At 50.1% G+C, this 12,248-nt stretch carries 15 protein-coding genes, 1 pseudogene and 1 riboswitch; of the genes and pseudogenes, 9 read left to right on the top strand and 7 right to left on the bottom strand.

Annotated elements, in window-relative coordinates:
- Window positions 1–39 precede the first annotated feature (39 nt).
- Window positions 40–1,032, bottom strand: a complete 993-nt coding sequence (locus tag A3SI_RS05980) for a chloride channel protein (protein WP_394330353.1) — start codon at window positions 1,030–1,032, stop codon at window positions 40–42.
- A gap of 24 nt (window positions 1,033–1,056) precedes the next feature.
- Window positions 1,057–1,123, bottom strand: a riboswitch (Fluoride riboswitch).
- 57 nt (window positions 1,124–1,180) lie between these two features.
- Between A3SI_RS05980 and A3SI_RS05975 the strand changes: the two genes are divergently transcribed.
- On the top strand, window positions 1,181–2,089 hold the full coding sequence (locus A3SI_RS05975) for a TIGR01777 family oxidoreductase (RefSeq protein ID WP_009054347.1): 909 nt from the start codon (window positions 1,181–1,183) through the stop codon (window positions 2,087–2,089).
- Here the strand turns inward: A3SI_RS05975 and A3SI_RS18110 are convergent.
- Entirely contained in the window at window positions 2,060–2,236 is a 177-nt protein-coding gene (locus A3SI_RS18110) for a PLDc N-terminal domain-containing protein (RefSeq protein ID WP_083836454.1), read from the bottom strand. The genes A3SI_RS05975 and A3SI_RS18110 overlap by 30 nt on opposite strands.
- A gap of 246 nt (window positions 2,237–2,482) precedes the next feature.
- Between A3SI_RS18110 and A3SI_RS05970 the strand changes: the two genes are divergently transcribed.
- Genes A3SI_RS05970 through A3SI_RS05955 form a run of 4 tightly spaced genes read left to right on the top strand, consistent with a single transcriptional unit; the run spans window position 2,483 to window position 5,048 of the window.
- Window positions 2,483–2,821, top strand: coding sequence for an ArsR/SmtB family transcription factor (locus A3SI_RS05970; RefSeq protein ID WP_009054344.1), 339 nt, complete (start codon window positions 2,483–2,485; stop codon window positions 2,819–2,821).
- Between the two features lie 4 nt (window positions 2,822–2,825).
- Window positions 2,826–3,464, top strand: coding sequence for a low molecular weight phosphatase family protein (locus tag A3SI_RS05965; protein ID WP_009054343.1), 639 nt, complete (start codon window positions 2,826–2,828; stop codon window positions 3,462–3,464).
- 9 nt (window positions 3,465–3,473) lie between these two features.
- Window positions 3,474–4,484 (top strand): ACR3 family arsenite efflux transporter, encoded by a 1,011-nt coding sequence (arsB, locus tag A3SI_RS05960; RefSeq protein WP_009054342.1) that lies wholly within the window; start codon window positions 3,474–3,476, stop codon window positions 4,482–4,484.
- Between the two features lie 15 nt (window positions 4,485–4,499).
- Complete coding sequence (locus A3SI_RS05955; protein ID WP_009054341.1) at window positions 4,500–5,048, top strand: DUF6428 family protein; 549 nt, start codon at window positions 4,500–4,502, stop codon at window positions 5,046–5,048.
- A gap of 93 nt (window positions 5,049–5,141) precedes the next feature.
- Here the strand turns inward: A3SI_RS05955 and A3SI_RS05950 are convergent, their stop codons facing one another.
- The 5 genes from A3SI_RS05950 to A3SI_RS05935 form a co-directional block, all read right to left on the bottom strand.
- Entirely contained in the window at window positions 5,142–5,693 is a 552-nt protein-coding gene (locus A3SI_RS05950) for a DUF6705 family protein (protein ID WP_009054340.1), read from the bottom strand.
- Window position 5,694: 1 nt separating this feature from the next.
- Window positions 5,695–6,042, bottom strand: a complete 348-nt coding sequence (locus A3SI_RS05945; protein WP_009054339.1) for a hypothetical protein — start codon at window positions 6,040–6,042, stop codon at window positions 5,695–5,697.
- Window positions 6,043–6,378: 336 nt separating this feature from the next.
- Window positions 6,379–6,948 carry a DUF4382 domain-containing protein gene (locus tag A3SI_RS05940; RefSeq protein WP_009054338.1) on the bottom strand — a complete coding sequence of 190 codons (570 nt, stop codon included), beginning with the start codon at window positions 6,946–6,948 and terminating at the stop codon, window positions 6,379–6,381.
- Window positions 6,927–7,199 carry a DUF4382 domain-containing protein gene (locus A3SI_RS17210; protein WP_156810188.1) on the bottom strand — a complete coding sequence of 91 codons (273 nt, stop codon included), beginning with the start codon at window positions 7,197–7,199 and terminating at the stop codon, window positions 6,927–6,929. Before A3SI_RS17210 ends, A3SI_RS05940 begins: the two co-directional genes overlap by 22 nt.
- A 167-nt stretch (window positions 7,200–7,366) precedes the next feature.
- Window positions 7,367–8,038 (bottom strand): hypothetical protein, encoded by a 672-nt coding sequence (locus A3SI_RS05935; protein ID WP_009054334.1) that lies wholly within the window; start codon window positions 8,036–8,038, stop codon window positions 7,367–7,369.
- 219 nt (window positions 8,039–8,257) lie between these two features.
- On the opposite strand from A3SI_RS05935, the gene A3SI_RS20320 reads away from it, so the two are divergent.
- From A3SI_RS20320 to A3SI_RS05925, 4 genes and pseudogenes are all read left to right on the top strand, one after another.
- Window positions 8,258–9,877: a M14 family zinc carboxypeptidase gene (locus A3SI_RS20320; RefSeq protein WP_238531624.1), complete on the top strand. Its 1,620-nt coding sequence runs from the start codon at window positions 8,258–8,260 to the stop codon at window positions 9,875–9,877.
- Window positions 9,796–10,509, top strand: a complete 714-nt coding sequence (locus A3SI_RS20315) for a hypothetical protein (protein WP_238531623.1) — start codon at window positions 9,796–9,798, stop codon at window positions 10,507–10,509. Before A3SI_RS20320 ends, A3SI_RS20315 begins: the two co-directional genes overlap by 82 nt.
- On the top strand, window positions 10,434–10,871 hold the full coding sequence (locus A3SI_RS20310; protein WP_238531622.1) for a hypothetical protein: 438 nt from the start codon (window positions 10,434–10,436) through the stop codon (window positions 10,869–10,871). The genes A3SI_RS20315 and A3SI_RS20310 overlap by 76 nt, the downstream gene beginning before the upstream one ends.
- A 1-nt stretch (window position 10,872) precedes the next feature.
- Window positions 10,873–12,236: pseudogene (locus tag A3SI_RS05925) on the top strand (M28 family metallopeptidase).
- Window positions 12,237–12,248: the final 12 nt, after the last annotated feature.

The raw sequence follows: 12,248 nt of genomic DNA, 5'->3' as shown, positions 1-12,248 counted from the left end.
GGGCATTTCCGAGGGTAGCGCCTGTGTAAAATAGGGGGGTCACCTCTCCCCTTTAAAGCCTGCACCGAGGGTAAGGGAGGTCATCCCGATTTTAGCGAGGAAGTCATACCAAGGGAGTGGCGTCTCGAAGGCTTCGACGATGGTCGGCACGCCCAGGCCGATGTATTTCGTGGTGCCGCTGACAAAAACGATGATGGCGACGAGGAGCCCTCCGATAACGGGGCGAAGTGGGGGGTAGCTGATGCGCTTAAAAAGGGCAGACCAAAAGTGCGTCGCCTTCGCAAAGAGCCGGCCTGCCAGTCCGAAGGCGATGCCTGCGGGAAGTAGCCAGAGCAGGACAGTCAGGTTCATGTCTGGAATTTCTCCCATGCTATAAGGTGTATGGTGGACGTGCCAAAATTCCGCACAGGTGTAATCTGCCACATAAGCGGCGACAAATGCGGGGAGGATAGCCTCATAGCGGATTCTACCGATAATCAGCCATTCTAAGGCGAAAACTGCGCCTGCCAGGGGAGTTCCGAATACAGAGGCGAAGCCTGCAGCCACCCCGATGGTGATCAGGATGCGTCGGTCTTCCGCCACCCAGGGAAACCATTTGGAGAACTGGTCGGAGAGCGCGCCACCCATTTGCACGGCAGTGCCTTCCCTACCTGCGGAGCCACCGAAAAGATGTGTGGCTAAGGTGCCGGCCAGCACCAGAGGCGCCATGCGGAGGGGAATGGTCTGGGCGGGGCGATAAAATTCATCGAGGAGCTGATTATTCCCTTTGACGACTTCCTGACCGTAACGGTGGTAGCTGTAGCCGATAAGCAGGCCGGCGAGGGGCAGGGCCCAAATGATCTGGGGATTGGCTTCGCGCACTTCACCTACCCAGTCGAGGGCAACCAGGAAGAATGCGGAGGCGGAGCCGGCCATAAAGGCGATGATAGAGGCTAAGAGACCCCATTTCAGGGTGAAGGCAAGCTGAGGAAACATTTCCTCTTTCAAAAATCGGAGCAAGGCATCGCGAGCCCCTGCGGTATTTTCCCACATAGGTATGGCAGTTAAGAAAGGGCATACTGTGTAGGAGTCATCAGCCGATACGGCGGTTTTTTTTAGGTGGAACCCCATCACCTGAAACAAAAGTAAGTCTTTTTGCATTAAATTGGTACTGCCCGGGGGGCAATTTACATCTTGCACCATGAAAAACATTTTGATAACAGGGGGCTCTGGTTTAGTGGGCCGTGTTTTAACGAAGCAGCTGGAAGCGAAAGGTTACACCGTGGCTTGGCTGGGGAGAAGTCCTGAAAAGCAGCGCCAGAAGACTTATTTTTGGGATCCTATGCAGGGGGAGCTGGATGTGGCGGCTTTACGCTGGGCGGATGGTCTTATTCATTTAGCGGGTGCCGGAGTGGCGGACTCCCGCTGGACTGCTGCGCGCAAGCGGCTGATTTTAGAGAGCCGGACGAAGAGCACGGCGCTTTTGGTAGAAAAAATGCGTGATTTACCAGAGCGGCCGACCGTTTTTATCGGCGCGAGTGCGATCGGATACTATGGCATGGATACAGGGGATCGGCTGTTGACGGAGACCGATAGCCCCGGACAGGATTTTTTAGCGGAAGTGGTGATCGCCTGGGAGCAGGCTTCGCTGGAAATGCGTGCCTTAGGCCTGCGCTGTGCGCTTTTACGTATCGGTATCGTACTGGAGAAAAATGGAGGCGCCCTTAAGGCGATGCTGCAACCTCCTGTAGCCGCACCGCTGGGTTCAGGGCAGCAGTGGATGAGTTGGATTCATGTAGAGGACTTGGCCGCCCTATTTGTCTATGCGCTGGAGCAAAATCTGGAAGGCATTTATAATGCTGTGGCTCCTACGGCCAGCACGAATGCGGAGCTTACGCAGCTGGCCGCCAAGGCAAAGGGCAAGCCGTACATAGGCATCGGTGTACCGGGTTTCGCGCTGCGCCTGGTTTTAGGCGAAATGGCCCAGATGGTAGTGGGAGGTAACAAAGTCTCCGCTGAGAAGACATTGGCCACGGGCTTCCAATTTCAGCATGCCGACCTCCAAAAAGCGCTGGTGGATTTATTTAAAGGAGGAGGATCTGCCCACTAAAAACCAAAGTATCGTTCCGAGCAGCGGCAAGAAGATCACGACCAGGAGCCAGATGATTTTGTCTGTTCCGTTTCTAAAATCGCGCGTAAGCACGTCGTAAAGCGTGTACACGTAAATAGCGAGACCGATTATTCCAAGTCCAAACATAGTTTGCTAGGTTTTTTTAGGTAAGATACGCAAGCTATGCCAAAAAACAAGCCAGAACGGGTGGGATGGGTGTAAAAAGTTCTGTTGGAGAGGGCCCTTAGGGCTAGTTCTCTTTGGTAATGTTTTAGCTCCAACTATTTGGGGGATACCCACTCGACTGCGCTTTTTAGAGCAAGGGCTTTCAAAGCTGGGAAATTCATCGTAATATTGCGATATAACAGATTAGTCACTTGCATCAGCTCACCTATGGGAATAAGTAAAACCATTCTTTTTACCGCAGAACAAAACACACTGGCACGCCTAGCCAAAGGTCTGGCGCATCCAGCCCGCATCGCTATTCTGGAATATCTTCTGGACAGTAACACCTGCTGTAACAGTAACCTGGTAGCCGAACTGGGGCTTGCGCAAGCGACCGTCAGCCAGCATTTACGTGAACTAAAAGACTTAGGCCTCATTCAAGGTACGATCAGCGGTAACACGATGAATTACTGCATTCACCCCGAGGGGTGGCGCGAAGCCAGTGACTTACTGATACATTTTCTCGGGCGAAGCCCTTTTCCTTCTACCTGTTCCACTACTTGTTAATCGTATGAACACCCAGCCTCTTTTTCCCGCTTTGCGCACACAGATCGAAGCGCTCCCCGCTTTGGAGATCTCGCATGAACGCCGAGAAGCCCTGCAGCCCTTTATCGCCTTTATGGTCGATAAAGTGCGAAAGGGAGCCGCTATTCACCTCAACTTTATCTGCACCCATAATTCCCGAAGAAGTCATTTGTCCCAAATTTGGGCACAGACCATGGCCGCCTACTGGGGCATTCCACAGGTGTACTGCTATTCTGGAGGCACCGAAGCCACCGCCTTATTTCCGATGGTGGCGAGCACCTTGCAGCAACAGGGATTTCATATTCATCCGCTTTCGGAGGGAGATAATCCCGTTTATGCAGTGAAGTATGGGGAAAACGCCCCCCCGCTCGTGGCATTCTCGAAGGCCTATGATGCTCCTTTTAATCCTAGCAGTAGCTTTGCAGCCATCATGACTTGCTCGCAAGCGGATGAAGGCTGCCCCTTTATCCCCGGCGCGGAGCAGCGCATTCCGGTTCGCTATGAAGACCCCAAGCTTTTCGATGGTACTGCCGAACAAGCGGCTAAATACCTCGAGCGCAGCCAGCAGATCGCTAATGAAATGGCCTATAGTTTCCAACAAGTCGCGGCAACATGGAAACAGTAAAAAAAGAAAATGCCCTTTTTCGAACGCTACCTTAGCCTTTGGGTAGCGCTCTGCATCGTGGCGGGCATCGGACTCGGGCAGCTGGCAGGAGAAAGTATGCAGACATGGGCAGAATTCTCCCTTTACGGAGTAAATATCCCCATTGCCATTCTGATCTGGTTGATGATTTATCCGATGATGGTACAGATTGATTTTAGAAGCATCCGACAGGTGGGGCGTAGCCCCAAAGGGCTGCTCCTAACCCTTACTATCAACTGGCTCATCAAACCTTTTACGATGGCTTTTTTTGCTTGGGTATTCTTTGAGCACCTTTACAGCGCAGTTATAGCGCCTGAAATGGCAGGAGAATATATCGCCGGAGCGATTTTACTAGGCGTCGCGCCCTGCACAGCGATGGTTTTTGTCTGGTCCTATCTGACGGATGGCGATCCTGCTTATACCTTAGTGCAGGTCTCCATTAATGACCTGATCATTCTCGTTGCATTCGTTCCGCTCGTCGGGCTCTTACTCGGCATAACGGATATCACGATACCTTATGAGACTTTAGCTGTTTCCGTCTTTGTATTTGTGGTGATACCTCTTTTGGCTGGACTTCTTACCCATCGCTTCTTCATGCAAAGAAAGGGGGAAGCATGGTTTAAATCGGTATTTCTTCCCCGCTTAAAACCTTTCAGCATTTTAGCCCTTTTAGCCACTCTCCTACTGCTTTTCGCCTTTCAAGGTGCCGCCTTAATCGAACAGCCTCTTATCATTCTATTAATTGCACTTCCTTTAACCTTACAGTCTTACTTTATCTTCTTTGTCACTTGGTTCGCTGGTCGCAAACTGCGTTTACCGCACGCGATATGTGCTCCAGCTTCAATGATCGGCACGAGTAATTTCTTCGAACTCGCCGTAGCCGTAGCTATCGCCTTGTTTGGGCTGCAGAGCCCCGCTGCTTTGGTAACCGTAGTTGGCGTGCTCGTAGAGGTTCCCGTAATGCTGAGCCTAGTTGCATTAGCCAACAAGTGGCGGTACTAACTAAATTAAAACACGATGTCATTAAAAACACAAGAATTCTTACAGGTCTTACGTGATAATCCGGATAAGACCCTCTATTTTGAATATCGTCCCGGTGCTTTTGTTCGGAGCGATGTCCACTTAACTGAAGTGAAAAATGTACATTTCGATACCGTAGACTGTGGTGGCCTGCGTAACGAGTGGCAGGAAGTGCACGTGCAACTTTGGGAAAATGAGGATCCTGAGCCAGACCATGCGGTAAATACTTCGAAGGCACTGGAAATACTCGAGGCGGTTCATCGGGTTCGACCTATCCTGCAAGATGCTGTGATCAAGTTTGAATACGGCAACTCGGGTTTTCCTACAGCCGTTTTGCCTATCCATACACTTCAGGTAGAAAACAATCACCTGCTCCTGCGTTTAATTCCTGATCAGACCACCTGCAAGGCGAAAGACCGCGCGACAAGCCCAGAGGAAAAAGCGGCGGCATGCTGTGGACCTGCCGGTCCAAAACCTAAGATTCGCCTTTCACTTCAAAACCTTGCCTCCTCTCCCACTTGCGAACCCAATTCCGGTTGCTGTTAATCCACTGTGAATAAAAGGCATCCAACTTCAATACGTCCATTTAAAAAAGCCCCCGCCAACGAAAATCTTGGCGGGGGCTTCTTTATACTACGCTTATTCAACACGGGTAAAAGTTAACTCACTTATTTCTTTCGGGAAAATATTTAGATCTGCTTCATTTCTAGGATCAGGAATAGACTTCATTATAATGGTAGAGTCATTCAAACTATTTAAACTTACAGAAAAAGCATATTTTCTATCCAGGAGCGAAAATGATCCAGCTATCATATCTGTTATAGAACTGTAGCTCACTACAAATTGTGGAATTTTATCCTTTGGGGTATTTATAAAACTTTGAAAATTAATATATTGATTTGATTCATACTTATCTATTTCATTTAAATAATTTAATACGGTAGTAGAAGCATCTTCGTACAAAATAAAACCATATAATGCGTTTCTTACTTCAGCATCTTCACTTGGTCCCATTTGCATTTGAACAGGGACAAATTTTACCGTCATTCTTCCATCTGGACTTGTATGTTGCCAGGTTCCTTCCAATGCTCCAACTAAATTCGCAGGATTCATGTCTTTGGACTGATCTTGTCCAAATAAGGGTGCTCTCATAATTAAAACGATAGCGCAAAACACTAATATATTTTTCATTTTATTTACAGTTTAAGTTTATAATTTGAGTACGATTACGGTTAGTCCCGATTCTATTCCAAGAATTAAACCCATTAACATCTCCTTTATATAAGGTGAGTCCCATATTCACGGTTTGTAAAAATGTTAAAAGCCCTAATTCATTTTGAAAATAACTATACCCGCTATCAACATAATTTTTATAAACAACTTCAATAATTGCTAAATTATCTTGATTCGCTGCATAATAAGCCAATAATGCATTTAGATCCGTTATACCTAAAAGATAGGTACCTCCACTAGTTACGACACCAAAAACAAAGTTGTCAATAGTACTAATCATCCCGGTAGATGCAAGCTGACCGATCACAAAAAGATCTGACAAAGAAGCATTTAAAAAGTGCCTCAGCTACCTTAGGTTTCAAATACCCACACCATGCAGCCTTCGGCTTACATGCGTATCGCGGGGGGGGGGGTAAAAATAATGTTTTCATATAGTTTAAAATGTTTCTACCAATATAGCACTATATTCAAAACAAACAAAAATATTCTGATGAATTTTGAATAAAATAATTTTATGAAATGTAGAAATAGCGGAATAAGCCTCAAAAAAGCAGAAAATAAGGTTTAGCAAAAAGCCACCGCTAGACGCGAAAGCGTCAAGCAGCGGCTATCCCAAAAATTTAATCGCTCGAAAAAAATAGTATTAATTGTCCTCTACCTCCAAAAAAATCGGGTCCAGCGTTTTGCGCTCTCCCTGCTCTAAACGAACATCCTCCAACTGGAAGGGGGAAAATGGCGCGTTAGGGATAACCTCTAATCGATACGTTCCCGAAGCTAAACCTCCGATAGTAAAAAAACCTTCTGTATTCGTGAATGTCCCGAGGGTATCTTGCTGCTGAATCAAGCGTACGGGTATAGGGCTCGCCTCCACTGGCAATACACGACCCTCTAACTGGGCCAATGCGTCCACAACCACACGTAGGACCGGACGCAGTAAAAACATCCCACTATTTCCTGCACGTACTATAGACCGGTCCACATCGAAATCCAAGACCAAATCGTAAGTACCTCCCGGTGAAAGAGGCATATCCAAATTCAACTTTAAACCGCTCTGCTGTGCGCTTGGCGTGGTAAGTGGTATCCGCTGTCCATCGCGCACAAGAAAGTTGTTGTCACCCAAAATCAGACGTATCTGTGCTAAATCCCCTGCGGGAACTTCCAGGCTGGCCAGCTGTTCAGCGCGTCCCCCTGTCAGCGTAAGCAAATTAAGCATCCCTGCTGCCTCATTTTCATAAGGGAAGCGAATCCAGCACGTTCATCATGCTCCGGCCCATTTTGGCGTGGCCGAAGCTCTACGGCCACAACCTCCACCCATACCTCATCGAACGCAGCTGGCGCATCCACCAAAAAAACATTTACTCGAGCTGCCCCCTGCGGATCTAGCTCCTGCTCACGCTCTTCTGAGCACCCTGTCCATAACCATAGGCCCAGCAGCAGGGCCGATACATGCCGAAAGCTTTTCATGTTTACATTGATTTTTTCAGCCTTGAACAAAGCCTATGCCAAAAAAAAAACTATTTTTTTCTGTTTAAAGCCAAAAATAAAGCGTCCCCCTCTCCGCAGATGCAGAGATAGGGACGCTTATTCCCTTTTGCCCAGCGGGCAAAACAGTTAAAAACGTGCTTTAACGCCTATCTGGGTACCCATAATAAAAACACGGAACGGCGTACGTTTAGGGCTAAATCACCCTCAGGACTATAAATTGCATCACGGCGCGTGAGGAAATCTAACTCTCCCAAAGTATTAAAATAGGTCATCGAAAGCTCTACCTTTACCGTGGACTGAGGGATGGCGTAATTAAGGCCGGCTCCTACCTCATAAAAGGCGGCCCAGTCGAACTGCTCTGTCCCGGAAGAAATGGGCTCTGCCAACCTATTTTCACGAATTCTGGAGCGGGTGTAAGTGTGTAGCGCCCCGAAGCGACCTTCTATGAAAGGGCTCAGTCCATACCCTACATCATGCATGAGACGGCCTATGATGGCACCTGTAATCATGTTGTTATTTCTTCGAATCCGGAACGATTGGGCCACGCCCCCGAGTACATCCTGCCTTCTGGTCATTTCGGTGCCAAAACGTGCGTATGTGAAGCCACCGCCAACATAAAATGGAGTTTTATTCACTTGGTACAGGTAGTCCAAGCCGATGCCAGGGACCACGAGCTCGCCCACCTCGTCGAAAAGCCCGCCACTCGAAAAGCCTGTAAAGAGTCGAATCCCTGCTAAGTGGGGCTCGTCTTGTGTGGTCTGCGCCTGTAGGCTTAGGATCCCCATAAAAAACAGTCCAAGAAAAATAAATTTTTTCATCCTTCGCATTTTTTAAAATTTTCTACATCTTTTTTACGGAGAGAGACTGGATTAGTTTGGGTTTATTTTTGAAAAATTAGAAAAAAAAAGTGTCCAGCGAGCGGTGGAGCTGATGCCAAGCCCTCCGGCCCGGCCGGTCTTTTTATGAATGGTTTTTCATTATGGCGATGAAGCCTTATTTTCACTTTTTCACCTATTTCGCATTTACATCTGAGCATCATGCGCTTTACGATCATTGGTTTTGGTTTTCTCCTGCTGGGGCTGAGTTTTTTCGGCTCTGGCGCCCTTTTGGCCCAGTTCGGGCCTGCGGAAACTGCAGACATTCCGCTAGACTATTATTTGCCGGAAGGCTACCGCTATGACCCGAATGTTCCCCGCCCAGAGGAAATTTTAGGCTTTCAGGTGGGAGAATGGCATGCAGACTATGGGCAAGCGCTGCGGTACCTGGAGGCCTTAGCCGCTTCCAGCGAGCGGGCGGAGTTACGGGTCATCGGACAGACCCATGAAAAGCGGCCACAAGTGGTTCTTTTTATAAGCAGTCCGGAGAATATTCGCAAGCTAGACTCGCTACAGAGCAGCCGTAAGGAGTTCCGTAACCCCAATGCCTCCATCCCCTATGCCGATACGCCTCTGGTGCTAGCTGCTGGCTACAGCGTGCATGGCAATGAAGCTTCCGCCCTAAATGCTTCCTTACTCAGTGCTTACTTTTTCACAGCTGCTGAAGAGGTTTTGCCCGACTTAGCGGGTACTATCTGGATGATAGATCCATCTATGAATCCGGATGGTAGTAATCGGTTTGCGACATGGGTCAACAGTCATCGGAGCTACACCCTAAACGGAGACCCTCAGCAGCGGGAGCTTAGCGAGGCCTGGCCAGGAGGGCGTGGCAATCATTACTGGTTTGACCTTAACCGGGACTGGATGCTCGTACAGCAGCCGGAGTCGCAGCATCGCGTGCGGCACTTTCAGGCTTGGCTTCCCACGGTTTTCTTAGACTACCACGAGATGGGGAAGAACAGCACCTATTTCTTTCAGCCCGGGATTCCCTCTCGGGACCACCCGCTGATCCCAAAAGAGAATATGGTACTGACCGAAAAAATCGCCCGATATCATGCCGAGGAACTGGATGCCATCGGCAGTTTGTATTATTCGCGCGAGAGTTTCGACGAGTATTTTTTCGGCTATGGTTCCACCTATCCCGACATTCAGGGCAGCATCGGCATTTTATTCGAACAGGCCAGCTCACGGGGCCACCTGCAGGAAAGCAGCTATGGGCCCTTGTCCTTTGCCTTTACGATTCGTAATCAATTCAGGACCTCGCTCAGTACCTTTCGGGCGGTAGTGGACATGCGCGAAGAGCTCCACCGCTACCAGCATCGTTTCTACCGAGAGGCCCTTCAGGAGGCGGAAGCGGACACGGATAAAGCCTATATTTTCGGCCAAAAAGAGGATCCCGCGCGTGCGCATGCCTTAGCCAAAATGATCCAGCAGCATGCCATCGACGTGTATCAGTTAAATGAAGACATCACCGTAAACAGTGTGTCCTTCGAGCAGGAGAAAGCTTATATCGTACCCTTAAACCAGCCCCAGTACCGGCTGATCAAAGCCTTTTTCGAGGTCCGAAATACGTTTACAGACAGCTTATTTTATGATGTTTCCGCCTGGACCATGCCGATGTCCTTTCACGTCGACCATATGGCGCTGAGTAGTCGGATCGTCAACTTGGCGAATGTGAGCTTACTCGAAGACAGTCCACTTTGCGCCTCGGGCGCTTCCATGAGGCCGAGGATCCAGTCGCATACGGTTTCGAATGGCATGCCTACTATGCGCCACGGCTGACCCATCGCCTGATGGAGGCCGGCTATCTGGTGCGCCTCAGCCATCAGCCTTTGCTCCTGGAGGAGGACCGTGCCCTTAAAGCAGGCGCTGTGGTGGTGAGCATTCCTCGGGGTGGCGCTGACGCGCAAAAAGAAACGCTGGAGAGGCTGCTGCGCGAGGAGGCGCTTCCACTGGGCATCGATGTGCATGCGATCAAAACGGGCTACACGATGGGGGTTAATTTAGGTTCTCCTCAGATCGATGTGCTCCAAAAACCCGAGGTGGCGTTACTGGTAGGGCCGGGTGTAAACAGCATCGAGGCGGGAGAAATTTGGCACCTTTTCGATCAGCGGATGCACATGCCGATCACCCTACTTTCCACTGAGCGACTAGGAAGTACAGACCTGAGCCGATACACCGTGATCGCACTTCCGAATGGCAGTTACGATGCCGTCTGGGGGGAGCGAGAAGCGGAAAAGTTGAAGGCCTGGACGGCCAAAGGCAACACCCTTATCGCACGGGCGCAGGCACTGACGTGGATCGATAAAATGGGCTGGCGAAGATTTCCTTTCGGGAGTTGGAGCAGCAAGATAAGCAAGGCGGCAAGGCGCGCGCTTATAAGGATTACGAAAAAAATCGCGGGGCGCGGCTGACGAGTGGGACCATCTTCCATGCGCAGCTGGACCTGAGCCACCCGCTCGGATATGGCTACACGCAGGAGGACATGTTCACCTTTCGCAATACCAATTTGATACTAGAGCTGCCTGAAAATCCCTATGCGAGCCCGCTCCGCTATCGGGCTAATCCGCTGGCGAGTGGTTATGTACATCCGGAAATCGAAAAAACACTCGCGGGGAGCGCGGCACTAGTGGTAAAGCGGCTTGGGTCGGGCCGCGTGGTAGGCTTCGCGGATAACCCTAACTTTAGAGCCGTCTGGTACGGCACCAATAAACTGTTTTTAAATGCCGTATTTTTCGGCCAAGTCATACAATCAGGAACAAGTGATGCAAATTAACATGTGGAAAAAGTATGCCCTCGGGGCTTTTACTGGCCTTTGTGCTACCCTTTTCGGGGCTTCGTCTTTCGCTCAGACGCTCGTCATGCGCGATGCAGAAGTCGCTAAAATGGTGCAGGCAGTGGACGCGGAGCGTCTGGAAGAATATGTGTACACCTTAGCGGGTTTTGGGACACGCCATAGCCTAAGTGAGCGGGCTGAAGGTCGCGGAATCGACGCTTCACAGGAATATGTGAAGGCATTTTTCGATGCCTTGCCTGCGGCAAAAGCAGGCCGTCTGGAGGTGGTCCTGGACCGGTTTACCGTTCCAGCAGATGGACGCAGAATCCCTGAGGATGTGGAGCTGGCCAATATCATGGCAACGCTGAAGGGCAGTGACCCGCAGGATGATCGGGTGTTTATCGTCAGTGCACACATCGACAGCAGGGCGCTTAATGTAATGGACCGCAGCGGAGAAGCGCCTGGCGCTAATGATGACGGCTCCGGAGTAGCGGGGGTTATGGAGATGGCCCGTATTTTAAGTGAGCACCGCTTTCCTGCTACTTTGGTATTTCTGATCGTAACCGGTGAGGAGCAGGGGCTCAAAGGGGCCGAGCATATGGCGAAACGCGCAAAAGCCGAAGAGTGGAACTTGGTCGCGATGCTGAATAATGACATGATCGGAAATAGCCGTTCTTCTGGTACGGAGCTGGCCGATAATACCCGCGTCCGTATCTTTTCAGAAGGTATTCCCGTGGCTGAGACAGAGCGTGGCGCCGCGATTCGACGCTACACAAACGCTGAAAACGATAGCCCCTCCCGACAGTTAGCGCGCTACATGAAAGAAGTGGTGAGCGCTATGTGGATCAGCTGGAGGTCAAACTGATCTACCGGTCGGATCGATTTTTACGCGGTGGTGATCAGACACCTTTTGCCCGAGAGGGCTTCACGGCCATACGGGTATGTGAGATGAATGAAAACTACTACTACCAGCATGAGGACGTGCGGGTAGAGGATGGCATTCAATACGGGGATCTGCCCGAGTTCGTGGATTATGCCTACATGCAGAAGGTGACGGCCTTAAATGTGGCCAGCTTAGCTGCTTTAGCCTCGGCTCCCTCGGCTCCTCGTCAGGTGGGCATCGACGTGCGTCGTCTGAGTAACTCGACCACGCTACAGTGGGAGGCGCCGGAAACGGGTCGGGCCGTTGGCTATTATGTCTTGATGCGCGAAACAGATCAGTCGATGTGGGAAAAGAAATATTTTACCACAGAGACACGCATGGAACTGCCTTATTCGAAGGACAACTACTTCTTCGCGGTGCAGGCGGTAGGTGAGAAGGGATTCGAAAGCCTGCCTGTTTTCCCGCAGCCGATCATGCGTTAGGGATGCTTTAGG

It is taken from the genome of Nitritalea halalkaliphila LW7 (assembly GCF_000265075.1).
GTDB lineage: Bacteria > Bacteroidota > Bacteroidia > Cytophagales > Cyclobacteriaceae > Nitritalea > Nitritalea halalkaliphila.
Note: the sequence above shows the minus strand (reverse complement) of the source record. Positions and strands in the feature narration are given on the sequence as shown.

Excerpts from the sequence above, each read along its gene's own strand:
- A3SI_RS20320 (WP_238531624.1), top strand. The coding sequence starts at position 8,258 with ATGCGCTTTACGATCATTGGTTTTGGTTTTCTCCTGCTGGGGCTGAGT.
- A3SI_RS05965 (WP_009054343.1), top strand. The coding sequence starts at position 2,826 with ATGAACACCCAGCCTCTTTTTCCCGCTTTGCGCACACAGATCGAAGCG.
- A3SI_RS05950 (WP_009054340.1), bottom strand. The coding sequence starts at position 5,693 with ATGAAAAATATATTAGTGTTTTGCGCTATCGTTTTAATTATGAGAGCA.
- A3SI_RS18110 (WP_083836454.1), bottom strand. The coding sequence starts at position 2,236 with ATGTTTGGACTTGGAATAATCGGTCTCGCTATTTACGTGTACACGCTT.
- A3SI_RS05940 (WP_009054338.1), bottom strand. The coding sequence starts at position 6,948 with ATGCTTAATTTGCTTACGCTGACAGGGGGACGCGCTGAACAGCTGGCC.
- A3SI_RS05975 (WP_009054347.1), top strand. The coding sequence starts at position 1,181 with ATGAAAAACATTTTGATAACAGGGGGCTCTGGTTTAGTGGGCCGTGTT.
- A3SI_RS17210 (WP_156810188.1), bottom strand. The coding sequence starts at position 7,199 with ATGAAAAGCTTTCGGCATGTATCGGCCCTGCTGCTGGGCCTATGGTTA.
- A3SI_RS05970 (WP_009054344.1), top strand. The coding sequence starts at position 2,483 with ATGGGAATAAGTAAAACCATTCTTTTTACCGCAGAACAAAACACACTG.
- A3SI_RS05980 (WP_394330353.1), bottom strand. The coding sequence starts at position 1,032 with ATGTGGGAAAATACCGCAGGGGCTCGCGATGCCTTGCTCCGATTTTTG.
- arsB (WP_009054342.1), top strand. The coding sequence starts at position 3,474 with ATGCCCTTTTTCGAACGCTACCTTAGCCTTTGGGTAGCGCTCTGCATC.
- A3SI_RS05935 (WP_009054334.1), bottom strand. The coding sequence starts at position 8,038 with ATGAAAAAATTTATTTTTCTTGGACTGTTTTTTATGGGGATCCTAAGC.
- A3SI_RS05955 (WP_009054341.1), top strand. The coding sequence starts at position 4,500 with ATGTCATTAAAAACACAAGAATTCTTACAGGTCTTACGTGATAATCCG.